The organism is Streptomyces sp. TLI_55, from assembly GCF_900206255.1.
Classification (GTDB): Bacteria; Actinomycetota; Actinomycetes; order Streptomycetales; family Streptomycetaceae; genus Streptomyces; species Streptomyces aquilus.
The window spans coordinates 7,023,126-7,049,551 of the sequence record NZ_OAOJ01000001.1; the positions used below are offsets into that span (position 1 = coordinate 7,023,126).

General features: G+C 71.0%; 23 protein-coding genes. 9 read left to right on the forward strand and 14 right to left on the reverse strand.

What is annotated here, in order from left to right:
- The 3 genes from CRP56_RS32305 to CRP56_RS32315 all read right to left on the reverse strand — a co-directional run bounded on the left by CRP56_RS32305 (window position 1) and on the right by CRP56_RS32315 (window position 2,478).
- A complete protein-coding gene (locus CRP56_RS32305) occupies window positions 1–900 on the reverse strand; it encodes an alpha/beta fold hydrolase (protein ID WP_097269986.1) in 900 nt (299 codons plus the stop codon).
- Between the two features lie 245 nt (window positions 901–1,145).
- The gene (locus tag CRP56_RS32310; RefSeq protein WP_097269988.1) at window positions 1,146–1,517 is read right to left on the reverse strand and encodes an NTP pyrophosphohydrolase; all 372 of its coding nucleotides are present in this window, start codon (window positions 1,515–1,517) and stop codon (window positions 1,146–1,148) included.
- Window positions 1,518–1,587: 70 nt separating this feature from the next.
- Window positions 1,588–2,478, reverse strand: a complete 891-nt coding sequence (locus tag CRP56_RS32315) for an NAD(P)-dependent oxidoreductase (RefSeq protein ID WP_257041308.1) — start codon at window positions 2,476–2,478, stop codon at window positions 1,588–1,590.
- Window positions 2,479–2,656: 178 nt separating this feature from the next.
- On the opposite strand from CRP56_RS32315, the gene CRP56_RS32320 reads away from it, so the two are divergent.
- Together CRP56_RS32320 and CRP56_RS32325 are read left to right on the forward strand one after the other, a co-directional pair.
- Complete coding sequence (locus CRP56_RS32320; RefSeq protein ID WP_097269992.1) at window positions 2,657–3,676, forward strand: hypothetical protein; 1,020 nt, start codon at window positions 2,657–2,659, stop codon at window positions 3,674–3,676.
- Between the two features lie 15 nt (window positions 3,677–3,691).
- Window positions 3,692–4,102 carry a hypothetical protein gene (locus CRP56_RS32325; protein WP_097269994.1) on the forward strand — a complete coding sequence of 137 codons (411 nt, stop codon included), beginning with the start codon at window positions 3,692–3,694 and terminating at the stop codon, window positions 4,100–4,102.
- A gap of 183 nt (window positions 4,103–4,285) precedes the next feature.
- Here the strand turns inward: CRP56_RS32325 and CRP56_RS32330 are convergent, their stop codons facing one another.
- The 4 genes from CRP56_RS32330 to CRP56_RS32345 form a co-directional block, all read right to left on the reverse strand.
- On the reverse strand, window positions 4,286–6,412 hold the full coding sequence (locus CRP56_RS32330) for a 3-hydroxyacyl-CoA dehydrogenase NAD-binding domain-containing protein (RefSeq protein WP_097269996.1): 2,127 nt from the start codon (window positions 6,410–6,412) through the stop codon (window positions 4,286–4,288).
- Window positions 6,409–7,635 carry a thiolase family protein gene (locus CRP56_RS32335; RefSeq protein WP_097269998.1) on the reverse strand — a complete coding sequence of 409 codons (1,227 nt, stop codon included), beginning with the start codon at window positions 7,633–7,635 and terminating at the stop codon, window positions 6,409–6,411. Before CRP56_RS32335 ends, CRP56_RS32330 begins: the two co-directional genes overlap by 4 nt.
- A gap of 221 nt (window positions 7,636–7,856) precedes the next feature.
- Window positions 7,857–8,894: a LacI family DNA-binding transcriptional regulator gene (locus tag CRP56_RS32340; protein WP_097270000.1), complete on the reverse strand. Its 1,038-nt coding sequence runs from the start codon at window positions 8,892–8,894 to the stop codon at window positions 7,857–7,859.
- Complete coding sequence (locus CRP56_RS32345) at window positions 8,891–11,251, reverse strand: glycoside hydrolase family 2 protein (protein ID WP_097270002.1); 2,361 nt, start codon at window positions 11,249–11,251, stop codon at window positions 8,891–8,893. The genes CRP56_RS32340 and CRP56_RS32345 overlap by 4 nt, the downstream gene beginning before the upstream one ends.
- Before the next feature lie 185 nt (window positions 11,252–11,436).
- Here CRP56_RS32345 and CRP56_RS32350 point away from each other — a divergent pair, with 185 nt between their 5' ends.
- From CRP56_RS32350 to CRP56_RS32360, 3 genes are read left to right on the forward strand one after another with little or no spacing between them, the layout of a single operon-like run.
- Window positions 11,437–12,750 (forward strand): extracellular solute-binding protein, encoded by a 1,314-nt coding sequence (locus CRP56_RS32350; protein ID WP_097274656.1) that lies wholly within the window; start codon window positions 11,437–11,439, stop codon window positions 12,748–12,750.
- The gene (locus tag CRP56_RS32355) at window positions 12,750–13,619 is read left to right on the forward strand and encodes a carbohydrate ABC transporter permease (RefSeq protein ID WP_097270004.1); all 870 of its coding nucleotides are present in this window, start codon (window positions 12,750–12,752) and stop codon (window positions 13,617–13,619) included. The genes CRP56_RS32350 and CRP56_RS32355 overlap by 1 nt, the downstream gene beginning before the upstream one ends.
- Window positions 13,616–14,446, forward strand: coding sequence for a carbohydrate ABC transporter permease (locus tag CRP56_RS32360; protein WP_097270006.1), 831 nt, complete (start codon window positions 13,616–13,618; stop codon window positions 14,444–14,446). Before CRP56_RS32355 ends, CRP56_RS32360 begins: the two co-directional genes overlap by 4 nt.
- Before the next feature lie 70 nt (window positions 14,447–14,516).
- Here the strand turns inward: CRP56_RS32360 and CRP56_RS32365 are convergent, their stop codons facing one another.
- The 3 genes from CRP56_RS32365 to CRP56_RS32375 form a co-directional block, all read right to left on the reverse strand.
- Window positions 14,517–15,818, reverse strand: coding sequence for a ribonuclease D (locus CRP56_RS32365; protein WP_097270008.1), 1,302 nt, complete (start codon window positions 15,816–15,818; stop codon window positions 14,517–14,519).
- Between the two features lie 156 nt (window positions 15,819–15,974).
- Window positions 15,975–16,637: a response regulator transcription factor gene (locus CRP56_RS32370; protein ID WP_097270010.1), complete on the reverse strand. Its 663-nt coding sequence runs from the start codon at window positions 16,635–16,637 to the stop codon at window positions 15,975–15,977.
- Window positions 16,638–16,877: 240 nt separating this feature from the next.
- Window positions 16,878–17,546 carry a DUF3000 domain-containing protein gene (locus CRP56_RS32375; RefSeq protein ID WP_097270013.1) on the reverse strand — a complete coding sequence of 223 codons (669 nt, stop codon included), beginning with the start codon at window positions 17,544–17,546 and terminating at the stop codon, window positions 16,878–16,880.
- A 129-nt stretch (window positions 17,547–17,675) separates the two neighbouring features.
- On the opposite strand from CRP56_RS32375, the gene hemE reads away from it, so the two are divergent.
- On the forward strand, window positions 17,676–18,731 hold the full coding sequence (hemE, locus tag CRP56_RS32380) for a uroporphyrinogen decarboxylase (protein ID WP_059195621.1): 1,056 nt from the start codon (window positions 17,676–17,678) through the stop codon (window positions 18,729–18,731).
- A 1-nt stretch (window position 18,732) separates the two neighbouring features.
- Here hemE and CRP56_RS32385 read toward each other — a convergent pair whose 3' ends face one another.
- On the reverse strand, window positions 18,733–19,551 hold the full coding sequence (locus CRP56_RS32385; RefSeq protein ID WP_097270015.1) for a rhomboid family intramembrane serine protease: 819 nt from the start codon (window positions 19,549–19,551) through the stop codon (window positions 18,733–18,735).
- Between the two features lie 125 nt (window positions 19,552–19,676).
- On the opposite strand from CRP56_RS32385, the gene CRP56_RS32390 reads away from it, so the two are divergent.
- Window positions 19,677–20,000: a hypothetical protein gene (locus tag CRP56_RS32390; RefSeq protein WP_097270017.1), complete on the forward strand. Its 324-nt coding sequence runs from the start codon at window positions 19,677–19,679 to the stop codon at window positions 19,998–20,000.
- 3 nt (window positions 20,001–20,003) lie between these two features.
- Here CRP56_RS32390 and CRP56_RS32395 read toward each other — a convergent pair whose 3' ends face one another.
- Window positions 20,004–21,389 (reverse strand): FAD-dependent oxidoreductase, encoded by a 1,386-nt coding sequence (locus CRP56_RS32395; protein ID WP_097270019.1) that lies wholly within the window; start codon window positions 21,387–21,389, stop codon window positions 20,004–20,006.
- Between the two features lie 27 nt (window positions 21,390–21,416).
- The gene (locus CRP56_RS32400) at window positions 21,417–22,394 is read right to left on the reverse strand and encodes a DUF4349 domain-containing protein (protein WP_097270021.1); all 978 of its coding nucleotides are present in this window, start codon (window positions 22,392–22,394) and stop codon (window positions 21,417–21,419) included.
- A gap of 156 nt (window positions 22,395–22,550) precedes the next feature.
- On the opposite strand from CRP56_RS32400, the gene hemG reads away from it, so the two are divergent.
- Window positions 22,551–24,002 (forward strand): protoporphyrinogen oxidase, encoded by a 1,452-nt coding sequence (hemG, locus tag CRP56_RS32405; protein ID WP_097270023.1) that lies wholly within the window; start codon window positions 22,551–22,553, stop codon window positions 24,000–24,002.
- Window positions 24,003–24,007: 5 nt separating this feature from the next.
- A complete protein-coding gene (gene hemQ, locus CRP56_RS32410) occupies window positions 24,008–24,739 on the forward strand; it encodes a hydrogen peroxide-dependent heme synthase (RefSeq protein WP_097270025.1) in 732 nt (243 codons plus the stop codon).
- Between the two features lie 57 nt (window positions 24,740–24,796).
- Here hemQ and CRP56_RS32415 read toward each other — a convergent pair whose 3' ends face one another.
- Complete coding sequence (locus CRP56_RS32415) at window positions 24,797–26,380, reverse strand: alpha/beta hydrolase (RefSeq protein WP_097270027.1); 1,584 nt, start codon at window positions 26,378–26,380, stop codon at window positions 24,797–24,799.
- Between the last annotated feature and the right edge of the window lie 46 nt (window positions 26,381–26,426).

Sequence of the window (26,426 nt, forward strand, 5' to 3'; positions counted from 1 at the left end):
TCACGCCGTCGAGGTCGCGGCGGCGTCGGCCTGCGCCTGGTCCCGCAGCCAGCCGAGCACCTGGGGGAGCACCGGCACGGCCGCGAAGTGCGCGGCCGACGGCTGGAGCACGACGGTGGCGTGCTCGATCCTGCGGGCGAGCCAGTTGAAGTGCTCGACGGGGGAGAACACGTCCTTCTCGCCGTGCCACAACAGAGTGGGCACAGTGATTTCTTTGGGGTCGAAGCCCCAGTTCTTGCTGAAGGCCACTGCGTCGTCGATCCAGCCGTCCGCGGTCTTCTCGACGGCGACCTCGAAGTTCTTGTGCAGCATTCGGCGGATACCGGCGTCCGCCACGATCTGCCGGTCGGTCTCGGGCATCTCGTCGTCGAGGTCGTTGAGCACGGCCATCGGGTTGGCGCGCATGGCGTCCGCGTTCTGCACCAGCGTGCTCTGCAACACCTCATGGTTGTTGCGGGCGTTGCGGTACTCGCGGACGTTGGACTCCGTCATTCCCTCGAACCAGTCCAGTCCCTCCGCGTCCCAGGGGGCGAGACTCACCAATACGGCCGCGCTCTGGACCCGCTCGGGCAGCTTCGCTGCGCAGGCGAGCGCGTGCGGACCGCCGCCGGACCGGCCGACGACGGAGAACTTGGGAAGGTCGAGCAGATCGGCGATGGTCGCGACGTCCTCGGCGGCGTCGATCACCTTGCGGCCAGGTTGGCGGGTCGAACCTCCGTAGCCCGGACGGTCGTAGGCGATCAGATGGATGCCCAGCTGGTAGAGCACCATCGATCGCGGGCGTGGCCCCTGATGACTGCCGGGGGTTCCGTGCAGCAGAAAGACGGGGTGCCCTTGCGGATCACCCCACGTATCAAAAACGAGCTCGCGCCCGTCTCTGCTGTGAGCGGCACGCGCCACTCCTGCCTCCCGTCCACCGGCTGTCAAGGGTGCCGGAATCCTCTCAGATCAGAACGACGGGCACCACCGAGCCAGCGTCTCGCGTCGGCGTCATTCCGTCACGGGAGAGTGACCAGAATGTCGAAATCATGACCGAACGCGGCTAGCTTATGCCTATTTTGCTGATTCGGCCGAGGTTGGATGGCCTCGATATCGGGACAAGCAGGTCATTATGCTCCGGTCTCCAGGCGCCCTCCGGACGGCTTCTAGCCACGCAGCGTCCGCGGCCCGGCGACGTCCGCTCCCAGCTCTGTCACCCTTCGGCGCAGTTCCCGATCCGCCGTGATGACCAGGACCTCACGCCCTGCCGCCCCGGCCACCAGCTCCACCATCCGGTCGTCCCCGCTCCCTTCCGCCGCCTCGACCCTGACCTCCGGCACGGACTCCACGCCCCGTGCGGCGCCCTCCACGACGAGGACGAGCTCTACGGGGCCCTCGTACCCCGGCAATCCGTCCGTCGCCAACCGGTCCCGCAGCCGCTCCGCGGCCCCGCGACGGTCACGCCACCAGCCGTCGGGCACGGACCCGACGACGTTGGCGGCATCGACTACTACGAGAAGCGCGGCTGCGTCGTTCATGAGTCCAGGGTGTCAGCTCCCGGAGGTACGGGCCTTACACACTGCATACGGGCCTTACACACTGCAGGTGTCAGCCCTCGCCCCCCTCCTCGAAGCTGGCGTAGTACGCCGCCGCCATGTCCTCGTCCCCGTGCCCCTGCGCAGCAGCCCGCTCCAGCCGCGCGGCGCTCGCCGCCGCCACGTCCAGGCGTACGCCGTTCTCCTCGCCCGCCGCGACGATCAGGCGGGCGTCCTTGGCGGCCGTGGACACCGCGAACTGGGCCGGGGTCAGCTGCCCGTTCAGGACCAGCCCCGCCTTGGCGCGCAGATAGCCCATGTCCAGCGGGCCGCCCTCGATCAGCGCGAAGAAGTCCTGCGGGTCCACGCCCAGCGCCTGGGACAGGGCCAGCACCTCGCCCGTCGCCGCCGTCGCGGCCAGCACCCAGCTGTTGGCGACCAGCTTCAGCCGGGTCGCGCTGCCCGCCTCGCCGGTCCACACGGTACGGGCGCCGACCGCGTCGAAGACGGGGGCCACGGAGTACCGGTGGGCCTCCGGGCCGCCCGCCAGCACCGTGAGCTGACCGGCCTCCGCGGGCTGCCGGGTGCCCAGCACGGGGGCGTCGTAGAAGACCAGGCCGTGCGCGGCGGCGAACGCGGCGAGTTCGGCGAGGGCCTCGACGCCGGCCGTCGTCGACTGCGCCCACACCACACCCGGGCGCAGCGCGGGCAACGCCGCCTCCATCACCTCCAGGGTGGCGGGACCGTCGTACAGCATGGTCAGGACGACGTCCGCGCCCTCCACCGCCTCGGCGGGGGAGCCGGTGACACGGATGCCGTCGGCGGTCAGGGGCTCGGCCTTGGCGCGGGTGCGGTTCCAGGCGCGGACGGTGTGCCCGGCCGCGGCGAGGTTGCGGGCCATGGCCGCGCCCATGATGCCGGTGCCGAGAACGGTGACGGTGAGCTTGTCGGTCATGAGGCCCAACGTAGACGCGTGGGCAGGGGGTGGCCAGGTGGGCCCGGGACCCGTGCAGCGAGTGCCGGGAGGCCTGCGCAGGGAGTTCGGGGTGGCCAGGTGGGTCCCGGATGCCTTCGCAGGAAGTGCCGCGGAGAGTGCGGGGGTGACCCGGCGTGCCCCGCACGCCCCCGCATAGAGTGAACCGGTGAACGGCGACTGGCTTCTCCGCGGCCGCGACGGGCGGCTCAGTGTCTATCTGCCCTCGGGCGACGCCGTCCTGTGCCGGGCCGAGCTCGGCCCCGGCGGCCCCTGGGAGGCGTCCCCGCGCAAAGTGGGCGGCGACCAGAAGCTCCGCCCCGGCCCGGCCGTCGGCCAGGGCGCCGACGGCTACGCCCATCTCGTCTCCTGGCGGCCCACCAAACCCGGCGAGGCCGGGCTGGTCCACTCCACGCACTTCCGTCCCCGGCTCGCCGCCCTCGACTGGGTGCCGATCGGCCACCCGGACAAGAGCGGCGATCGTACCGGCGCGCCCGCCGTGGCGGTGGACGGCGAGGGGCGCGCCCATGTGTTCGTCCGCAACAAGGGCGGCGGGGTGAGCATGGTCGCGCAGAAGGAGAAGGGCGGGTGGGAGCCGTGGCGGGACCTCAAGGGGAGTGACGTACAAGAGGACTTGGCCGCGGTGACGGGGGAGTCCGGACGCGTGGAGCTGTACGCGGCCGTCCCCGGGGGCCTGCTGCACTGGCGGCAGGGCGAGCCGGGCACCCCGCCGGTCCTGGAGGAGGCCGTCGAGACCCCGGTACGTCCGGACACGCTCCGCGCCCTGGCCACCTCCGCCGACCGCACCACCCTCTTCTACACCGACGACTCCGGTGACCTGTGCGCCTGGCGTCCGGGCGGCAAACCCGTCGCCCTCCTCGCCTCGGCCGGTCCCGGCCCGGTCTCCGCCGTCCGCTGCGAACTCGACGGCCACGACTGCACGTTGCTCGCCCAGCGTTCGTCGAGCGGGCGGGTCGCCTTCGCCGCGTACCCGACGGAGCAGGAGGCGGCGGGCGCGTGGTGGGCGGAGTCGGGGCCCCAACTCCCGTCGGACGCACGGGTCTCACTCGCGACCGACGAGGACGACCGGGTGGTGGCGGCAACGTTGTCCCCGTCGACCGGCCAACTCCTCCTGACCCGGCGCAAGGACGAACCGGGGCTGGCGCTGGAGGCGTGGCGGGAGGGCTGAACCAGCCTTATTCACATGACCGTTCGGGGTCGGGTACGCGACCATGACCGCGTGGACGACACCGAACACCTCGTCGAGGTCTGGCAGCGCATCCTGGCGCCCTCCGGGGTGTCCTGGGTGCTGTTCGAGAACGGCACGTGCGTGATGCTCAAGGAGCCCGACGGCGAACTCGCCGGACAGGCCGTGGAGATCCTCCGGCAGTACGGTCCCGTGCGCGCCGGCGGCCCGGCGGGCGACTTCGGCACGCGCGCGCTCAAGGACGGCACCGGCTGGCTGGTCACCGGCCACCACCCGGACGTCGTCACCTACGTCGGCTCCGAGGAGCCCGCCGACCCGTCGAACCTCGCCGTGGGCCTCCACGGCCGCAGCAAGCGCCACCGCGACGGCACCGACCTCCAGGTCGTACATGTCGAGGACACCCGCTGACGCAAGCCGACGGGCCCGCCGAGAACCGACATCCCGCCATCGAGCAGGCCCGCCGGAACACCGGCACCCCACCCCCGACCGTCATCGCCACGCGCCGAAGCCCCCGGGAAGCCCCCAGAAACACCGGTGCCCCGCAAGCCAACCAGCCTGCGGGGCACCGCCGTTCACGCGCAATCGCAGCGGCTACGCCGGAACGCTCGCCACTCCCGGCGCCAGGAACTTCTTGCCGTTCACGCGCTCCGAGACACCCTCGCGGTCCAGGTACGGCGTGATGCCGCCCAGGTGGAAGGGCCAGCCGGCGCCCGTGATCAGGCACAGGTCGATGTCCTGGGCCTCGGCGACGACACCCTCGTCGAGCATGAGCCCGATCTCCTGGGCGACGGCGTCGAGGACGCGGTCACGCACCTGCTCCTCGGTCAGGACGACATCGCCCTGCTTCAGCAGCGCGGCGACCTCGGGGTCCAGCTCCGGCTTGCCGGAGTCGTAGACGTAGAAGCCGCGCTTGCCCGCCTTGACGACGGCCGCGAGGTTGGGGGAGACCGTGAAGCGGTCCGGGAAGGCCCGGTTCAGGGTCTCGGAGACGTGCAGACCGATCGCGGGGCCGACCAGCTCCAGCAGCACCAGCGGCGACATCGGCAGACCCAGCGGCTCGACCGCCTTCTCCGCGACCTCGACCGGCGTGCCCTCGTCGATGACGTTCTGGATCTCGCCCATGAAGCGGGTGAGGATGCGGTTCACGACGAACGCCGGGGCGTCCTTCGTCAGCACCGCGGTCTTCTTCAGCTTCTTGGCGACGGCGAAGGCCGTGGCCAGCGAGGCGTCGTCGGTCTTCTCGCCGCGGACGATCTCCAGGAGCGGAAGCACGGCCACCGGGTTGAAGAAGTGGAAGCCGACGACCCGCTCGGGGTGCTGGAGCTTCGACGCCATCTCCGAGACGGACAGCGAGGAGGTGTTGGTGGCCAGGATCGCGTGCGCCGGGGCGACCGCTTCGACCTCCGCGAACACCTGCTGCTTGACGCCGATTTCCTCGAACACGGCCTCGATGATGAAGTCCGCGTCGGAGAAGCCCTCGGCCTTGTCCAGCACACCGGTGACCAGGGCCTTGAGGCGGTTGGCCTTGTCCTGGTTGATACGGCCCTTGCCGAGCAGCTTCTCGATCTCGGCGTGGACGTAGCCCACACCCTTGTCGACGCGCTCCTGGTCGATGTCCGTGAGGACGACCGGGACCTCGAGGCGGCGCAGGAACAGCAGCGCCAGCTGCGAGGCCATCAGGCCCGCGCCGACGACGCCGACCTTGGTGACCGGGCGGGCCAGCGACTTGTCCGGGGCGCCCGCGGGACGCTTGCCGCGCTTCTGCACCAGGTTGAACGCGTAGATGCCGGCGCGCAGTTCGCCACCCATGATCAGGTCGGCGAGCGCCTTGTCCTCGGCGTCGTAGCCCTGCTGGAGGTCGCCGTTCTTGGCGCCGGCGATGATGTCCAGGGCGCGGTAGGCGGCCGGAGCGGCGCCGTGCACCTTGGAGTCGGCGATGAACCGGCCGCGCGCGACGGCCTGGTCCCAGGCCTCACCGCGGTCGATGACCGGGCGCTCGACGACGATCTCGCCCTTGAGGACGGCCGCCGTCCACAGCAGAGACTGCTCCAGGAAGTCGGCGCCCTCGAAGAGGGCGTCGGCGATCCCCAGCTCGTAGACCTGCGCGCCCTTGAGCTGCTTGTTCTGGTTGAGGCTGTTCTCGATGATCACCGAGACGGCCTTGTCGGCGCCGATCAGGTTCGGCAGCAGGGTGCAGCCGCCCCAGCCGGGGACCAGGCCGAGGAAGACCTCGGGCAGGGAGAACGCGGGCAGGGCCGCGGACACCGTGCGGTACTGGCAGTGCAGACCGACCTCGACGCCACCGCCCATGGCGGCACCGTTGTAGTACGCGAAGGTCGGGACCGCGAGGCCGCCGAGGCGCTTGAAGACCTCGTGGCCGCCCTTGCCGATGGCGAGCGCGTCCTTGTGCTCCTTCAGCAGCTCGACGCCCTTGAGGTCGGCGCCGACCGCGAAGATGAACGGCTTGCCGGTGATGCCGACACCGACGATCTCGCCGGCCGAGGCCTCCTTCTCCACCTGGTCGATGGCGGCGTTGAGGTTCGCCAGCGAGGCCGGGCCGAAGGTGGTCGGCTTGGTGTGGTCGAAGCCGTTGTCGAGGGTGATGAGCGCGAAGCGCCCGGCCCCGAACGGCAGGTCGAGGTGGCGTACGTGCGCGGACGTCACGACCTCGTCGGGGAACAGCTCGGCCGCGCCCTTCAGGAGTTCGGTGGTGCTCACTTGTCGCCTCCGGCGTCCTTGTGGTTCGGGTTCTCCCAGATGACCGTCGCGCCCATGCCGAAGCCGACGCACATGGTGGTCAGGCCGTAGCGGACCTCCGGCTGCTCCTCGAACTGGCGGGCCAGCTGCGTCATCAGGCGGACGCCGGAGGAGGCGAGCGGGTGGCCGAAGGCGATGGCGCCGCCGTACTGGTTGACGCGCGCGTCGTCGTCGGCGATGCCGTAGTGCTCCAGGAACGCGAGCACCTGGACGGCGAAGGCCTCGTTGATCTCGAACAGACCGATGTCGTCGATGGTCAGCCCGGCCTGCTTGAGGGCCTTCTCCGTGGCCGGGATGGGGCCGTAGCCCATGACCTCCGGCTCCACACCCGCGAAGGAGTAGGAGACGAGGCGCATCTTCACCGGGAGGTTGTTCTCCCGGGCGAAGTCCTCGGAGGCGATGATCGAGGCGGTGGCACCGTCGTTCAGACCGGCGGCGTTACCGGCGGTGACGCGGCCGTGGACACGGAACGGCGTCTTCAGGCCGGAGAGGTTCTCCAGGGTGGTGCCCGGGCGCATCGGCTCGTCGGCGGTCACGAGCCCCCAGCCGGTCTCACCGGCCTCCGGGTTGGTGCGGCGCACCGAGATCGGCACCAGGTCGGCCTGGATCTTGCCGTTGGCGTACGCCTTGGCGGCCTTCTCCTGGGAGCGCACGGCGTACTCGTCGGCGCGCTGCTTGGTGATCGTCGGGTAGCGGTCGTGCAGGTTCTCCGCGGTCATGCCCATGAACAGCGCGGACTCGTCGACCAGCTTCTCGCTCACGAACCGCGGGTTCGGGTCCACGCCCTCGCCCATGGGGTGGCGGCCCATGTGCTCGACACCGCCGGCGATGGCGACGTCGTACGCACCGAAGGCCACGGAACCGGCGACGGTCGTGACGGCGGTCAGGGCGCCGGCGCACATGCGGTCGATGGAGTAGCCGGGCACGGAGGTCGGCAGACCGGCCAGGATGCCGGCGGTACGGCCGATGGTCAGGCCCTGGTCACCGATCTGCGTGGTCGCGGCGATGGCGACCTCGTCGATCTTCGCGGGCTCCAGAGCCGGGTTCCGGCGCAGCAGCTCCCGGATCGCCTTCACGACGAGGTCGTCGGCGCGGGTCTCGTGGTAGATGCCCTTCGGGCCCGCCTTGCCGAACGGGGTACGGACGCCGTCGACGAAGACGACGTCCCTGACGGTACGAGGCACGATGGCTCTCCTCCAGATGCGGGATGGCACTGCTGGCACGGCTGCACGGCGCAAGCGCTGAGCGCGCGCTCAGGCCCATGCTACTTGTGGGTAACGTAGCTGCACAGTCCTGAGGGCGGGAGCGGCGAAGGTCACATTGAAACGGAGGGTGCAGTCGCGCCCCTAAGGGGCGCGGGGAACTGCGCGACCAGCCACAGCGGACCCGCAGCCACGTACGGCGCTCACCGAGACGGCGGCGCCGTGGACCCCCGAGGAGTCAGCACCGGAGTAGGGACAGGATGCGACCCCGGCCCCTCCCCAGTGATCACCCCGAACAACGTCCGAGCCGCATCCGCACCAAACCCATGCACGTCATGACTCATAGCCGACAACGTCGGATGCGTCAGCCGGCACAGCTGCGAGTCGTCCCACGCCAGCAGCGAGACGTCCCCCGGCACCGACAACCCCATCTCCGCGGCCACCGACAGCCCCGCCACCGCCATGATGTCGTTGTCGTACACGATCGCCGTCGGCCGGTCGGCGGCCGCGGCCGTCAGCATCGAACGCGTCGCCCGCGCCCCCGCCTCGCCCGAGTAGTCGGTGGTCACCTGCCACGCGCCGGCCAGCTCCAGCGTCCGCGCGGCCGCGTCGAAGGCCGCCGTCCGCGCCGCCGTGTGCCCGAGCGCCGCCGCCCCGCCCACCCGCGCGATCCGCCGATGCCCGAGCGCCGCCAGATACCGCACCGCCTCCGTGACGGCCGTCGCGTCATCGGTCCACACGGACGTCAGCCCACCCGTGAGCGAGGGATGTCCTACGGCCACCACCGGCATCCCCAGCCGCTCGACCGCCGCCACCCGCGGATCATCGGCCCGGAAGTCGACGAGGATCGCCCCGCCGATCTGCCGCCCCCGCCACCAGGTCTCCTGCAGCCCGACCTCCTCCTCGACGTTCCGCACGAGCCGCAGCAGCAGCGAGCACGCCTGCTCGGTGAGGACGCTCTCCACCCCGGAGATGAACTCCATGTAGAAGGGTTCGAGCCCCAGCAGCCGGGCGGGCCGGCAGATCGCCAGCCCGACGACGTCCACCCGCGACCCCGCCAGCGTCCGCGCGGTGAGGTTCGGTGCCCAGCCCAGCTCCCGCGCGGCCTGGAAGATCCGGTCCCGGGTCGCCTCCGACAGCCCCGGCTTGTGGTTGAAGGCGAGGGACACGGCCCCCTTCGACACCCCGGCACGCGCGGCGACGTCCTTGATGGTGACGCGGGCGGCCGGCTGGGCTGTCATCGTGGGGGCTCCATGCAGTACAGGGCGGCGCGGGCGGCGTCCGCGTCGGGAGTCTTCCAGCCACTGACCGCGATGGTCACCTGTTCGCCGGGCAACAGCGTCACGAGCCCCCGGTCGGCGCGCGCGTCCGGGTGCAGCCGGTCGGCTTGCAGCAGCAGATCCCGTACGAGGCCACGAGCCCCGACTGTCACCGAGCCGTCCGGCGCGACGGTCACGTCGAACTCGGGCCGCGGATAAGGGATTTCTCGGTCAGGCGCAGGGAATTGCAACGCCCTGACCCCGTCGGCGTCCGCGACGAGGAACTCCGCGGGCCCGGCAGGCAGCAGCGCCTCCGGTACGTCGAGACGCGCCACCGCCCGCGCCCCAGCGCCGAACTCCACCCCCGCCTCGCCGACTACCGCCCCCGCCACGGTCATCCGCCGCAACCGCACCACCCCCGCCCACGCCTCCGCCCCCTGGTTGACGACGGCCAGCACCCGACCCTGCACCGTCAGCAGCCGATCGGCGTAGAGCCGCCGCAGCTCGTGATAGAGCGGCTTCTCCCGTCCGTCCCCGTCGATCGCCGCCCAACTGGTCACTGGCCAGCAGTCGTTGAGCTGCCAGAGGACCGTGCCCGCGCACACCGGCCAGTTCGCCCGCCAGTGCTCGATCCCGGTGGCCACGGCCCGCGCCTGGTTGACCTGGGTGAGGTAGTGCCACCGGTCGAAGTCCCCCTCGGGGTACACGAAATGGCGCTCCAGCCCCCGCCGCAGCTTCCCGTTGCCGTCGGCGGCCTTCTGGTGGTGCAGCATGCCGGGGGAGTCCGCCGCGAGCTCCTCACCCGGCAGCGCCCGCCGCAAGGTGGCGTACGCGGGCGGCGCCTGCCAGCCGAACTCGGCCATGAACCGAGGCACTTCGCGCCGGTACGCGGAGTAGTCCTCCCGGTTCCACACGTCCCACGAGTGGTGCGTCCCGTGCGCCGGATCGTTCGGATGGTGATCCCACGACCCGGACCAGGGGCTGCCCGCCGTGTAGGGCCGCGTGGGATCCAACTCGGCCACCACGCGCGGCAGTACGCCCAGGTAGTACCCCTCGCCCCAGGACGCCCCGGCGAGCCGCTCCTCCCACCCCCAGTCCCAGAACCCCCACAGGTTCTCGTTGTTGCCGTTCCACAGCACGAGCGAGGGATGCGGCATCAGCCGTACGACGTTCTCCCGCGCCTCGGCCTCCACCTCGCCCCGCAGCGGCTGCTCCTCCGGATAGGCGGCGCACGCGAACGGGAAGTCCTGCCAGACCAGCAGCCCCAACTCGTCGCACACGTCGTAGAAGTCGGCGCTCTCATAGATCCCGCCGCCCCAGACCCTGACGAGATCCACGCCCGCGTCGGCGGCCTGGGTGAGCCGCTCCCGGTACCGCTCACGGGTGATCCGGGACGGGAAGACGTCGTCCGGGATCCAGTTGACGCCCCGCGCGAAGAGCCGCTCGCCGTTCACCACGAACGTGAACCCGGTGCCGTGCTCGTCCGCCGACCGGTCCAGCTCGACACTGCGGAAGCCGACCCGCCGCCGCCAGACGTCCAACGCCGAGTCCCCGTGCAGCAGTGTCAACTCAACGTCGTACAAGGGCTGTTCGCCGTACCCGCGCGGCCACCACAACCGCGGGTCGGCCACTTCGAGCCGTACGACCCCCCGTGTGCCGTCCACCGAAGCGCGCACCCGCTCCCCGGCGACCGTCGCCTCGACGGTCAGCGGCGCCGCCACCCGGGTTCGCTCCACGTCGACCGCCAACTCCACGACCCCCACGCCCTGTTCGACCGTCACCAGCGGCCGCACCCGGGCGATCCGGGCCGTCGACCACTGCTCCAGCCGCACCGGCCGCCACATCCCGGCCGTCACCAGCGTCGGCCCCCAGTCCCAGCCGAAGGAGCAGGCCATCTTGCGGACGTACTGGAAGGGCTCGTCGTAGGCGCCGGGCCGCTCACCGAGCGCGTCGCGCACCGCCTCGGCCTCGGCGTACGCCGACAGGAAGCGCACCGACAGCCGCCCCGACAGCCCGGTCACGTCGAAGCGGTACGAGCGGTGCATGTTCCGCGTCCGCCCCAACACCCGCCCGTCCAGCAGGACTTCGGCGACGGTGTCGAGCCCCTCGAAGACGAGGTCGGTCCGCTCGTGGCCCGATCCGGTGCGCAGGTCGGTCTCGTAGGTCCAGTCCCGCCGCCCCACCCACGCGACCTCGGTCTCGTTCCGCCCGAGAAAGGGGTCCGGGATCACCCCGGCCGCCAGCAGGTCGGTGTGGACGCAGCCTGGCACCGAGGCGGGGAGGGCCTCCCCGTCGCGCAGCAGGATCCAGCCCTCGGTGAGCGGTGTGGCCTGAAGCATGTACGCACTCCCTAAACCGATCAAGTCCAGTACGGGGAACACTCTTTGGCATCGTTGGCGGGATACGGACTTTACCGGTTAAGAAAACGTTGTCAGAGTTCCGAACCAGCCAACCCCACCACCGGTATGGCAACCCGCACGTGCTCGTCCGTCCCGTGAACGTCCCGAGAACGGAGCTGATGCACATGAACCGCCGTCACATCCTCGCCCTGGCCGTGGGATCGGCCCTGCTGGCCGCCGGCTGCACCGGCACCGGAGGCACCTCGAAGGGCGCCGACGCCGAGGCGCCCGACGACCCGGCCAAGGTCACCGGCACCATCAAGGTCCTCACCGTGCGCACCGACCTCGTGCAGGACGGCACGATGGACCGGTACGCCGCCGAGTTCAACAAGATCTACCCGAAGGTCAAGGTCGAGTTCGAGGCCCTCACGAACTACGAGGCCGAGGTCAAGATCCGCATGAACACCGAGAACTACGGCGACGTCCTGATGATCCCCGGGGTCATCAAGAAGAGCGACTATCCCAAGTTCTTCGCCTCGCTCGGCACGGTCGCGGAACGCGCCGAGAAGTACCGGTTCACCGACTACACCGCGGTCGACGGCAAGGTCTACGGCCAGACCGCCGACGGTGTGATGCCCGGCTTCCTCTACAACAAGCGGGTCTGGCAGGAGGCCGGCGTCACCGACTGGCCCACCGCCCCGGACGAGTTCCTCGCCGACCTCAAGGCCATCAAGTCCAGGACCGACGCGATCCCGTACTACACCAACTTCGCCGCCGGCTGGCCCCTGACCTCCTGGACCTTCGTCAACGGCACGGTCCACTGCGACCCCCGGGCCACCACGAAGATCGCCGAGGGCAACCCCTGGGCCGCGGGCGCCGACCTGCGCGTGGGCGACACGCTCCTGTACGACATCGTCCACGAGGGCCTCGCCGAGAAGGACCCGACCACCTCCAACTGGGAAGCCTCCAAGGGACAGTTGGCCAAGGGGCAGATCGCCACGCAGTGGCTCGGCACCTGGGCGGTCATCCAGTTCCGGGACGCCGCGAAGAAGGCCGGAGCGGACCCGGACGACATCGGCTTCATGCCCTTCCCGGCCCAGACCGGCGGCACGTTCTGCGCCACGGTCGGCCCGGACTACAACCAGGCCGTCAACGTCCACTCGAAGCACAAGGAAGCCGCCCGCGCCTGGCTCGACTGGTTCACCGACAAGTCCGGCTACGCCGCCGACAACCTCGCCATCTCCCCGCTCAAGGACGCGCCGATGCCGACCGTCCTGAAGCCGTACGAGGAGCAGGGCGTCAAGCTCATCGAGCTGGACGACAGCAAGGGCGCCGAGGTCAAGGCGATCGACACCGAGTCCGAGGTCGGCATCAACACCCCGGACTACCGGCAGGAGTTGGTCGACCTGGCGCGCGGCGCCAGGAAGGGCTCGCTCGACGACTACCTGAAGAGCCTGGGCCGCAAGTGGACCGAGACCCAGAAGACCATGGGGTCGTGATGGCCCGCATGTGGCGGCACCTGACCCCTTGGATCTTCCTGCTCGCCCCCCTCGCCCTCCTGATCACCTTCACCTACGCGCCGATCGTCAACATGATCGCGTACAGCTTCACCGACTGGGACGGCGTGAGCCCCGAGCTGCACTACACGGGCCTGGAGAACTACACCGAACTCTTCACCCGCCCCGAGCTGTTCGAGGTCTTCTTCGTCAGCGGCTACTACCTGGTCGCCTCCGCGATCCAGATCGTCGCGGCCCTGTACTTCGCGACGATCCTCAGCTTCGACGTCCGCTTCCGGAACTTCTTCAAGGGCGTGCTGTTCTTCCCGTACCTGATCAACGGGGTGGCGATCGGCTTCGTCTTCCTCTACTTCTTCCAGGACGGCGGCACCCTCGACTCGATCCTCGCCCTGTTCGGCCAGCACTCCGACCACGCCTGGCTGGGCACCCCGTTCTCCGCCAACTCCTCGCTGGCCGCGGTCTCGATCTGGCGCTATCTGGGCCTGAACTTCGTCCTGTTCCTCGGCGCGATCCAGTCGATCCCGGGGGAGTTGTACGAGGCGGCCGAACTGGACGGAGCGAACCGCTGGCACCAGTTCCGCCACATCATCGCGCCGGGCATCAAGCCCGTGCTGACCCTGACGGTCATCCTCTCGGTGTCGGGCTCCCTGTCCGCCTTCGAGATCCCGTACATCATGACGGGCGGCGCGACCGGCACGGAGACCTTCGTGATCCAGACCGTGAAGCTGGCCTTCCAGTTCAACAAGACCGGCCTGGCCTCGGCCGCCGCCCTGGTCCTGCTGCTGATCATCCTGCTGGTGACCTGGCTCCAGCGCAGGCTGGTCCCCGACGACAAGGTGGACCTGGTATGACCCGCCGAGCCGTGGCCCGCACGCTCGTCCACACGACGCTGATCCTGGCGACGGTCATCGTCCTGCTCCCGCTGGGCGTGGTCTTCCTGACCTCACTCAAGACGGACAAGGAGATGACAGGCGGCAGCGGAGCCCTGACCCTCCCCGACGACCCGCTGAACTTCCACAACTACGTGACCGCGTTCCAGGACGGCCGGATGCTCTCGGCCTTCGGCCACACGGCCTTCATCCTGGCCTTCGCCATCGCCGGCACGGTCCTGATCGGCTCGATGACGGCGTACGCCATCGACCGCTTCACGTTCCGCTTCAAGAAACTGGTCGTGGCCCTGTTCCTGCTGGCGGCCCTGGTCCCCGGCGTCACGACCCAGGTCGCGACCTTCCAGATCGTCAACGGCTTCGGCATGTTCGACACGCTCTGGGCGCCCATCGCCCTCTACATGGGCACCGACATCGTCTCGATCTACATCTTCCTGCAGTTCGTGCGCTCGATCCCGGTCTCCCTGGACGAGGCGGCCCGCCTGGACGGCGCCAACGCCTTCACGATCTACCGAAAGATCATCTTCCCGCTCCTGAAACCGGCCATCGCCACGGTCGTGATCGTGAAGGGGATCACCGTCTACAACGACTTCTACATCCCGTTCCTCTATCTGCCGTCCCAGGATCTTGGCGTGATCTCGACGTCCCTGTTCCGCTTCAAGGGCCCGTACGGCGCCCACTGGGAAACGATCTCGGCGGGAGCGATAGTCGTGATCCTGCCGACCCTGATCGTCTTCCTAGGGCTGCAGCGCTACATCTACAACGGCTTCACGAAAGGAGCGACCAGGTAAAGGCTTTCAGGGGCGCGGGGAACTGCGCGATCAACCACAACGGACCCGCAGCGGCCCCGCGACCGAACCCCTATGGCGTCTGGGCGGACAACGCACTCACCAGAACCGGCGCGACAAGCTCGACCTGCCACGGCCGAGCCCCATACCCAGCAAGCGCATCCCCGACAGACCCTGCATCGACAACCTTCGGCGGCTCCCAGCAAACCCGCCGAACCGTGTCCGGAGTGATCAGGTTCTCCTGAGGCATATTGAGCCGCTCGGCCAGTGCAGAGACTCCCGCCCGAGCCGCCGACAACCGAGCCGCGGCCGCAGGATCCTTGTCGGCCCAGGCGCGCGGCGGCGGCGGCCCCGTCACCGGCTGCCCAGGCGCAGGCAACTGCGCCTCGGGCAGCGCCTTGGCCCGGTCGACGGCGGCCTGCCACTGCTCCAGCTGGCGCCGCCCCATCCGCGGCCCGAACCCGTTCAGCCCGGTCAGCACCTGCACATTGGCCGGAAGCGACAGCGCGGCCTCCACGATCGCCGCGTCGGACAGCACCTTGCCCGGCGACACGTCACGCCGCTGCGCGATCCGGTCCCGCGTCTGCCACAGCTCCCGCACGACGGCCAGCTGCCGACGCCGCCGCACCTTGTGCATCCCGGACGTCCGCCGCCAGGGGTCCTTGCGCGGCTCGGCGGGCGGCGCCGCCGCGATCGCGGCGAACTCCTGCTGCGCCCACTCCAGCTTCCCCTGCCGGTCCAGCTCCTTCTCCAGCGCGTCCCGCAGATCGACCAGGAGCTCCACGTCCAGCGCGGCGTAGCGCAGCCACGGCTCGGGCAGCGGCCGGGTCGACCAGTCGACGGCGGAGTGGCCCTTCTCCAGGACGAAGCCCAGGACGCCCTCGACCATCGCGCCGAGTCCGACCCGGGGGAACCCGGCGAGCCGTCCGGCCAGCTCGGTGTCGAACAACGAGGTCGGAACCATGCCTATCTCGCGGAGACAGGGCAGGTCCTGGGTGGCGGCGTGCAGCACCCACTCCACACCGGAGAGCGCCTCGCCGAGCCCGGACAGGTCGGGGCAGGCCACGGGGTCGATCAGGGCGCTGCCGGCGCCTTCGCGGCGCAGCTGGACGAGGTAGGCGCGCTGTCCGTAGCGATAGCCGGAGGCGCGCTCGGCGTCGACGGCGACGGGGCCGGAGCCGGCCGCGAACGCGGCGATCATCTCGGCGAGCGCGGTCTCGTCCGCGATCACGGGCGGGATTCCTTCGCGCGGTTCCAGTAGCGGAACGGCCTCAGGGTTCGGCGCCCCCGTAACAGAAGATCCGCCGTCGTCCGGAGGGGCGCCTCCGGTGGTTCGCAGTGAGCTGTCTGCTGCGGTGTCTTGGGCGTCGGTCACCTGTCAAGGGTATCTGTGTATGGACAGCGCCCGCCGACGGAACGTTCCGTCGACGGGCGCCTGGGGGTCGTAAACCAGTCAGTACGGCGAAAGCTCTGGTTCACGTCCGTGAACGAGGAGGGCGGGGATCCCTCGATGTGATCTTCGGTGGGAATCTCAGTGGATGATGCCGGTGCGCAGGGCCACCGCCACCATGCCGGCACGGTCGCCCGTGCCGAGCTTGCGGGCGATGCGGGCGAGGTGGCTCTTGACGGTCAGTGCGGACAGGCCCATCGAGACGCCGATGGCCTTGTTCGACTGGCCCTCCGCCACCAGCCGCAGTACCTCGACCTCACGGCCGGACAGCTCTCGGTAGCCGCCCGGGTGGCTCGGGGCACCCGGGGGGCGGCGGTGCATCCCGGCGGCGCGGGAGCCGATGGGGGCGGCACCGGGTCGGGTGGGGAGCCCGAGGTTGGTGCGGGTGCCGGTGACGACATAGCCCTTCACTCCGCCCGCGAGGGCGTTGCGGACGGCGCCGATGTCGTCGGCGGCGGACAGGGCGAGGCCGTTGGGCCAGCCTGCCGCGCGGGTCTCCGACAGGAGGGTCAGGCCGGAGCCGTCGGGCAGATGGACGTCGGCGACACAGATGTCGCGGGGGTTGCCGATGCGGGGACGAGCCTCCGCGACGGACGAGGCCTCGATGACATCGCGCACACCGAGCGCCCACAGGTGGCGGGTGACGGTGGAGCGGACGCGCGGGTCGGCCACGACCACCATGGCGGTGGGCTTGTTCGGGCGGTAGGCGACCAGGCTTGCGGGCTGCTCGAGAAGAACGGACACCAGGCCTCCTGGAGTGCGGGGACGACTTGGAAGGTCACAGTCGTCTTCGGCACCGGATCACGAGTCCTTTAGAGAATGATCACGATCTAGTGAGTAACAATTGGTGCAATTCGGACGTGTGGTCGATCGTTCGGTGCACGAATCGGTTCGTTCGAGGGATCACTCTCGACTGAAAGTGGCCGTATCGACAAAGTGACGACAAAACCTCTGCGCCCGAAAAGGTGACCCCCGCGGGGAACGTCAGCGTGACTGCGGACCGCGCCGCTGCGGCAGCGTCACCACCGACGCGTCGCCCGGACCGGCCGGCGGCAGCCCCGCGACCTGCGCGAGCAGATCGCACCAGGCCGCCAGATGACCCGCGGTGTCCGGCACCCCGCCCAGCCCCTCGCGGGGCGTCCAGGAGGCGCGGATCTCGATCTGCGAGGCCGGCGGGCGCTCGGCGAGACCGCCGAAGTAGTGGGAACCGGCCCGGGTGACCGTGCCGCTCGGCTCCCCGCACGCGAGGCCGCGCGCCTGGAGCGCGCCGGTCAGCCACGACCAGCACACCTCGGGCAGCAGCGGGTCGGCCGCCATCTCCGGCTCCAGCTCCGCGCGCACCAGCGTGACCAGCCGGAAGGCACCCCGCCAGGCGTCGTGCCCGTCCGGGTCGTGCAGCAGCACCAGCCGGCCGTCCGCCAGGTCCTGGTCGCCGTCGACGACCGTCGCCTCCAGCGCGTACGCGAACGGCGCGAGCCGCTGCGGAGCGCGCGTCGGCTCCACCTCGATCTGCGGCCTGAGCCGCGCGGCCCTCAGCGCGTCGACGGCGGCCCGGAAGGGCAACGGCGCGTCGCCGCTCGTATCCCGGTCCCCCTCCTTCGCGTCGTCCATTCCGCCAGTGCCGTCCGACAGTCGTCCTTGAGCCGCAGCCATGCGGGAAGATTAAAGGGAAGCGGGGCCCGGTGCGGGCCTAGACACCCGGACAACGGGCGCCCACTCACCGGCGAACCGGCATCGACGCCGGGCGCCGGGCACTGCGGACGCCGTGCGAAACTTGCCGACGTGAGTGCTAACCAGACGCCGCCGTCCGCCACGTACGAATCCGCCTTCCTCAAGGCCTGCCGGCGCGAGCCCGTGCCGCACACGCCGGTGTGGTTCATGCGGCAGGCCGGTCGCTCACTGCCCGAGTACCGCAAGGTCCGTGAGGGCGTCCCGATGCTCGAGTCCTGCATGCGGCCCGAGCTGGTCACCGAGATCACCCTCCAGCCGGTGCGCCGGCACGGCGTGGACGCGGCGATCTACTTCAGCGACATCGTCGTCCCGCTCAAGGCCATCGGCATCGACCTCGACATCAAGCCCGGCGTCGGCCCGGTCGTCGAGAAGCCGATCCGCACCCGCGCCGACCTGGCCCAGCTGCGCGACCTGACCCCCGAGGACGTCTCCTACGTCACCGAGGCCATCGGCCTGCTGACCGCCGAGCTCGGCGCCACCCCGCTCATCGGTTTCGCGGGCGCGCCTTTCACCCTCGCGAGTTACCTCGTCGAGGGCGGTCCGTCGCGCACGTACGAGAACGCCAAGGCGATGATGTACGGCGACCCGGAGCTCTGGGCCGACCTGCTGGACCGCCTCGCCGACATCACGGCCGCGTTCCTGAAGGTGCAGATCGAGGCGGGCGCCTCCGCCGTGCAGCTCTTCGACTCCTGGGCCGGCGCGCTCGCCCCCGTCGACTACCGCCGCTCGGTGATGGCCGCCTCCGCGAAGGTGCTCGACGCCGTGGCCGGATACGGCGTCCCGCGCATCCACTTCGGCGTCGGCACCGGCGAGCTGCTGGGCCTCATGGGCGAGGCCGGCGCGGACGTCGTCGGCGTCGACTACCGGGTGTCGCTCGACGAGGCCGCCCGCCGCGTCGGCCCCGGCAAGGCGCTCCAGGGCAACCTCGACCCGACCGTCCTGTTCGCCGGCACGGACGCCGTCGAGGCCAAGACCCGCGAGGTTCTCGAGACGGCGAAGGACCTGGAGGGCCACGTCTTCAACCTCGGCCACGGCGTCATGCCGTCCACCGACCCGGACGCGCTGACCCGGCTCGTGGAGTACGTCCACACGCGGACGGCCCGCTGACCTACCAGGTGTGCCGGGGCCGCGCCTTCCTGCCGAACAGCAGGCCGCGCGGTTCCGGCGGCGGGATCGTGCCCGCCTTGAGCGGCCAGGCCAGCACCATGCCGACGAGGAAGCCCACGACGTGCGCCGCGTACGCCACCGTGCCCGCGTCGGAGACGCCCTCGCCGGACGAGTAGACGGCCTGCAGCGCGAACCAGAAGCCCAGCACCAGCCAGGCCGGCAGCCGCAGCGGCAGGAAGACCAGGAACGGCACCAGCACCCACACCCTGGCCTTCGGATACAGCACCAGATAGGCGCCCAGCACCCCCGCGATGGCGCCGGACGCGCCGATCAGCGGGTCGCCGGAGTCGGCGTTGAGGAACGCGAAGCCGTACGAGGCCGCATAGCCGCAGACGACGTAGAACAGCGCGAAGCGCACATGGCCCATGCGGTCCTCGACGTTGTTGCCGAAGATCAGCAGGAACAGCATGTTGCCCAGCAGGTGCAGCCAGCCGCCGTGCAGGAACATCGCGGTGAACACGGACACGAACGGGGACTTGTCGTAGCCGGGCGGCCCGACCACGCAGCCCCGGCCGCCCGGACCCACCTCGCCCGTGGGCACCAGGCGGGGCAGCTGATGATGGACCAGCTCCTGCGGCACCGCCGCGTAATGGTCCAGGAAGGCCTGGAGATGACAGAGCTGGGACAGGCTGCTGTCGCCCGCCACGGAGCCGGCCAGACCGGGCGTGTACAGGAAGACCAGCACGTTCGCGGCGATGAGCGCATACGTCACCACAGGGGTGCGGCGCACCGGGTTCACGTCATGGACGGGGATGACCACAAGGAAGTAGTGCCCGCGATGCGCTCCGCGAATCGATGAACGCCCGCACGCGCGCGTGCGTATGACTTCTCAACTGCCCGCGGCACGGGGAAGGCGGGTCGCGGGGTCAACGTGAGGAACAGGCGATGAACGACCGAGTTACTCCTCCGATCCACGCCCTGCCCGACGGCGAGGCCGAGGTCGCCGTGGTGCTGAGACTGCCCTGGGAGGACGTGGCCCGGCTGGGCCAGGACGCGGGGCGGCTCGCCCTGCAGATGCAGCGGCCGGTGACGCTGGACGAGGCGGTGAGCCACCGGCTGCGGTCCAGCCGGCCCGCCGCCCACGCGAAACCCGCGGGGGAGCAGCCGGCCGCGGTGGCCGCCCCGAGCGCCTCCGTCTCCTCCCTCCCGCCCCGCCCGGCCGCCGACCAGCCCCGCCAGGCCATCGAACGCATCAACGGATCGGCGTAGCCGTCACGCGGCCCGCAACTTCGAAGCGGCCTTGCGGGCCGCCACCAGCACCGGGTCCCACACGGGGCTGAACGGCGGGGCGTAGCCCAGGTCCAGGGCCGTCATCTGCTCCACCGTCATCCCGGCCGTGAGCGCGACCGCCGCGATGTCCACCCGCTTGCCGGCGCCCTCCCTCCCGACGATCTGCACCCCGAGCAGCCGCCCCGTGCGGCGCTCGGCGAGCATCTTCACCGTCATGAGGGAGGCGCCGGGGTAGTAGCCCGCGCGGGACGTGGACTCGATGGTCACCGCCTCGTACTGGAGGCCCGCCCTGCGCGCGTCCTTCTCGCGCAGGCCGGTACGGGCGATCTCCAGGTCGCAGATCTTGCTCACCGCCGTGCCGACCACGCCCGGGAAGGTGGCGTAACCGCCGCCCACGTTCGCGCCGATGACCTGGCCGTGCTTGTTGGCGTGCGTGCCGAGCGCGATGTGGCGCTCCTGGCCGGAGACCAGGTCGAGGACCTCCACGCAGTCGCCGCCGGCCCAGATGTTCTCGTGCCCGCGCACCCGCAGGGCGAGGTCGGTCAGCAGCCCGTCGTGCCGGCCCACGGGCAGCCCCGCGGCCTTGGCCAGCGAGGTCTCCGGGCGCACCCCGATCCCCAGCACCACCACGTCCGCCGGATACTCGGCGTCCTCCGTGGCCACCGCCCGCACCCGGCCGTCCTCGCCGGTGAGGATCTTGGTGACCGCGGCGTCGTTGACCATGGTGATGCCCAGGCCCTCCATCGCCTCGTGCACCAGGCGGCCCATGTCCGCATCGAGCGTCGACATCGGCTCGCTGCCCCGGTTGACGACGGTCACCTCGTAGCCGCGGTTGATGAGCGCCTCGGCCATCTCGACGCCGATGTACCCGGCGCCGACCACCACCGCCTTGCGGCCACGCGTGCGTGCCAGCGTGTCGAGCAGCGCCTGACCGTCGTCCAGGGTCTGCACCCCGTGGACACCGGGCGCGTCGGCGCCCGGCATCTCCGGGCGGATCGGGCGGGCACCGGTCGCGATCACGAGTTTGTCGTACGACGTCCACGACTCGGCCCCGGAATCGACGTCACGCGCGCGGACCCGCTGCCCGGCCACGTCGATCTCCGTGACCTCCGTCCGCATGCGCAGGTCGATGCCCCGCGCGCGGTGCTCCTCGGGCGTGCGGGCGATCAGCTCGTCCCGGTCCTCGACGTCGCCGCCCACCCAGTACGGGATGCCGCACGCCGAGTAGGACGTGAAGTGACCCCGTTCGAACGCCACGATCTCCAGTGCGTCGGGCCCCTTCAGTCGGCGGGCCTGGGACGCCGCGGACATCCCCGCGGCGTCACCGCCGATCACGACCAGTCGTTCGCTCGCAGCGCTCATGTTCATGCGAACACGCTACGGGGGCAGGGCATTTCAGTCCTGCTCGCCGCTCTGGTCCCGGCCGGGCGCGGGGCGGGCGACCGGGAGCGGGCCGAGGGCCGTCGACGCGGCAGCCGGGGCCGGGCGGCGCGGCAGCCGGGGGCGGATCAGCCGCAGCCACGCCAGCAGGAGCAGCGCCAGCCCCGCGGCGAACGGCAGCACCGCGGCCAGCGCCACCACGATCCACCGCAGCATCGACACGAACGCGCCCCAGCCGCCCGACAGGGCGTCCATGACCCCCGGATCGTCGTCCTCGGCGGTCTTCGCCACCGGCTTCTCGGACAGCGACAGCGTGATGGTCGCCAGGCTCGTGCGGTCCTTCAGGGACGCCTGACGGGCCAGCAGCGCCTCCAGGTCGGCCTGGCGGGTGCTCAGTTCGCCCTCCAGGGTGACCACGTCGCTCAGCTTGGTGGCCCGGTCCATCAGCTCCCGGATGCGGGCCACGCTCGCCCGCTGCGTCTTGATGCGGCTCTCCACGTCGACGACCTGGTCGGTGACGTCCTGCGCCTTCGCGGTGCGCTCGACGAGCTTGCCCGCGCCCTCCAACTCGGCCAGCACCTCCTCGTACTTGTCGACGGGCACCCGCAGCGTCACCCGCGTCTCCTCCGCGCCCTGCTCGTCACGGGAGGTGGACTCCTTGCCGACGTAACCGCCCGCGTTCTCGGTGGTCGTCCGGGCCGCCTCCAGCGCCTTCGGCACGTCCTTGACCTGCACGGTGAGGTCGGCGGTACGGATGATGTGGCTGGTGGGGAGCGTGGGCGCGGTGCTCGCCTGCTTGCCGCCCGCGCCGCCGTCGCTGTCGGCGGCGCCGCCTGGGGCGGCCCCCTTCGCCTCCGACAGCGCGGCGCTGTCGGAGCCGGAACCGCTGTCCGAGGAGTCGGCCCCGCCGCTGCAGCCGGACAGGGCCAGCGCGGCGGCCAGCAGGATGCCCGCCAGGGCGTGAACCGGTCGTACGGAATGTCGTGCGCGCATGAGCGTCCCCCCGGGGGTTGTGACGACTGACGCTCCTTCGACGCGCGGACCCCCCGCAACGTTGGGGCGGGGTGGTTCCGATGGGGTCACGGTCGGGACTCGGAAGGGACAAAGGTCCCTGGCATCGCTGTCGGTGGCGTCTGAGAGGGTGGAGCCATGAGCGGATCAGGTACGACGGGACACGTCGTCGTCATCGGAGCGGGTGTCGCGGGACTGGCCGCGGCCCACCGGCTGTTGCAGCGCGGGGCGCGGGTGACCGTGCTGGAGGCGTCCGGCCGCGTCGGCGGCAAGCTGCTGCCCGGCGAGATCGCCGGCGCGCGCGTGGACCTCGGCGCGGAGTCGATGCTGGCGCGTAGACCCGAGGCCGTCGCCCTCGCCCGCGAGGTCGGCCTCACGGACCGCCTCCAGCCGCCCGCCACCGCCACCGCCTCGATCTGGACCCGCGGCGCCCTGCGCCCCATGCCCAAGGGTCATGTCATGGGCGTCCCGGGCACCGCCGCCGCCCTCGAAGGCGTCCTCTCCGAAGAGGGCCTCGCCCGTATCGACCGCGATGCCGAACTGCCGCGCACGGAGGTCGGTGACGACGTGGCGGTCGGCGAGTACGTGGCCGCACGGCTCGGCCGCGAGGTCGTCGACCGGCTGATCGAGCCGCTGCTCGGCGGGGTGTACGCGGGCGACGCCTACCGGATCTCGATGCGCTCGGCGGTCCCGCAGCTGTTCCAGGCGGCGAAGACCCACACCTCGCTCACCGAGGCCGTCCGCGACATCCAGGCCAAGGCCGCCGCCCACCAGCAGACGGGCCCGGTGTTCATGGGCCTCCAGGGCGGCGTCGGCAGCCTCCCGCTCGCCGTCGCCGACTCGGTCCGCGCGCGCGGCGGCGAGATCGTCACCGGCGCGCCCGTCACCGAGCTGCGCCGCGCCGGCGCCGAGGGCTGGCGGGTCGTCACCGGCGACCGCGTCCTGCACGCCGACTCCGTGATCGTCGCCGTCCCCGCCCCGGCCGCCGCCGACCTGCTGCGCGCCGAGTCCCCCGGGGCCGCCGCCGAGCTCGCCGGCGTCGAGTACGCGTCCATGGCCCTGGTCACCCTCGCCTACCGCCGCACCGACACCGACCTCCCGGCGGGCAGCGGCTTCCTGGTGCCGCCCGTCGACGGCCGCACCATCAAGGCGTCCACGTTCGCTTCCCAGAAGTGGGGCTGGATCGCCGACGAGAACCCGGACGTCGTCGTCCTGCGCACCTCGGTCGGCCGCTACGGCGAGACGGCGATCCTGGAGCGCGACGACGCCGACCTCGTCGACGTCTCCCGCCACGACCTGCGCGAGGCCACCGGCCTCGACGCCCGCCCCCTGGAAACCCGCGTCACCCGCTGGACCGACGGCCTGCCCCAGTACCCCGTCGGCCACCACGCGCGCGTGGCCCGCGTCCGCGACCACGTGGCCAAGCTTCCCGGCATCGCCGTCTGCGGAGCGCAGTACGACGGCGTCGGCATCCCCGCCTGCATCGCGAGCGCGTACGCCGCCGTGGACCAGGTGGACGGCGACGACCGCGGTGTGCAGGAGCTCACCGCCAACCCGGTGCAGAGTCTGCACGGAGGAGCAGGAGAATAAGGACCATGAGCAACGACGCCCCCACCCCCGAGGCCGGCCGGATCCCGAACAAGGGCAAGCTGGCCAAGGACCTGAACGAGGTCATCCGCTACACGCTCTGGTCCGTCTTCAAGCTGAAGGACGTCCTCCCCGAGGACCGCGCGGGCTACGCGGACGAGGTCCAGGAGCTGTTCGACCAGCTCGCCGCGAAGGACGTCACGATCCGCGGCACGTACGACGTCTCCGGCCTCCGCGCCGACGCCGACCTCATGATCTGGTGGCACGCCGAGACCGCCGACCAGCTCCAGGAGGCGTACAACCTCTTCCGCCGCACCAAGCTGGGCCGCGCCCTGGAGCCGGTGTGGTCGAACATGGCGCTGCACCGCCCCGCCGAGTTCAACCGCTCGCACATCCCGGCGTTCCTCGCCGACGAGACGCCGCGCAACTACGTCAGCGTCTACCCCTTCGTGCGCTCCTACGACTGGTACCTCCTGCCCGACGAGGACCGCCGCCGCATGCTCGCCGACCACGGCAAGATGGCCCGCGGCTACCCGGACGTCCGCGCCAACACAGTCGCCTCCTTCTCCCTCGGCGACTACGAGTGGCTCCTGGCCTTCGAGGCCGACGAGCTGTACCGCATCGTCGACCTCATGCGCCATCTGCGCGCGTCGGAGGCCCGCATGCACGTCCGCGAGGAGGTCCCGTTCTTCACGGGCCGCAGGAAGTCGGTGGCGGATCTGGTCGCCGGGCTGGCTTAGGGCTTTTCAGGGGCGCGGGGAACTGCGCGAGCAACCACCCACGACCCGCACCCGGCATCACTGCTCAACACGTGGTTTCGGCTCCGGATGCGGCGCACACGCAGCGCGCCGCACCGGAAGCCGACCTTCCAACAAGTACGCGTCCAAGTAACTGTTGACGCACCGGTTCGGGCCGCCCGCGATCCCGTGCGTCCCCGCGTCCCGCTCGGTCACCAGCACCGACCCCGACAGCCGCCGGTGCAGCTCCAGCGCCCCCTCGTAGGGCGCGGCAGCATCCCGCTCGGCCGCCAGGATCAGGGTCGACGGCAGCTCACCCGGCCCCGTCCGCACGTCCAACGGCTCCTGACGCGGCGCCTGCCAGTAGGCGCAGGGCAGGTTCGCCCACACGTTGTCCCAGGTCTCGAACGGCGCCACCCGAGCGAGCCGCGTGTTGTCCCGGTCCCACACCCTCCAGTCCGTCGGCCAGGCCGCGTCGTTGCACTCGACGGCCGTGTACACCGCGCTGGAGTTCTCGGCCTCCTTCGCCGCCTCCGGATGCGGCCCCGCCTGCTCGATCAGCGGCTTGGGGTCGCCCTTCAGATAGGCGGACAGCGCCTGCGCCCGGTGCGGCCAGAAGTCGTCGTAGTACCCGGCCGTGAGGAACGCCCCCTGCAACTGCCCGGGCCCGACCTTCCCGCCGGCCGGCTCCGCCGCCAGCTGGGCCGCCGCCTTGTCGTAGCTGCGCTGCACATTCTCGGCCGTGTCGCCGAGGCCGTACGCCTTGTCGTGCCGGGCGACCCACTCCCGGAAGTCCGCCCAGCGGTCCTCGAACGCGGCCGACTGGGCGAGGTTGTTGCGGTACCAGACCTCCTCCGGGTCCGGGTTCACCGCCGCGTCGAACACCATCCGCCGCACGTGCGAGGGGAACAGCGTCGCGTACAGCGCCCCGAAGTAGGTGCCGTACGAGGCCCCCATGAACGTCAGCTTCTCCTCGCCCAGCGCGGCCCGCAGAACGTCGAGGTCGCGGGCGTTGTTGAGCGAGGTGTAGTGCCGCAGGGCGCCGCCCGCCCGCCGGGCGCAGCCGCGCGCGTAGGCCTTCGCCTCGGCGATGCGCTCCTGCTTGTACGACTCCGAGGGGTGCGTCGGCGCCGGTGAGGGCGCCTTGAGGAAGTTCTTGGGGTCCTCGCAGGACAGCGGGGCGGAGCGGCCGACGCCGCGCGGGGCGTAGCCGACGAGGTCGTAGGCCGCCGCGAGCCGCTTCCACTCGGGCACATAGCCCATGAGCGGGAAGTACATGCCGGAGCCGCCCGGGCCGCCCGGGTTGTAGACCAGGGAGCCCTGCCGGGGAACCTTGCGCTTGCTGTTGTGCGGGTCCTTGTGGGTGGCCCGGACCCGGCTGACGGTGAGCTTGATCTGCTTGCCGCCGGGGTGCGCGTAGTCGAGCGGGACGGTGACCGTGCCGCACTGCATCGCGGCCGGCAGGTCCTCCGCGTCCGGGCATCTGCCGAAGGTGATCCCGGCCGCCTCGGCCCGCGCGGCGGCGGTCGCGGCGCCGCGCAGCTCGGCCGTGCCCGGGACGGCTCCGGGGGCGCCGCCCGGGGCGGCCGCGAGTGTGGTCAGGATCAAGGTCCCGGCGGCCGAGTAGAGGGCGGGGGCTCTCATCGCGTATCCCTTCGGTGCACAGCAGCAACAAAAGGGATGTTTAGTT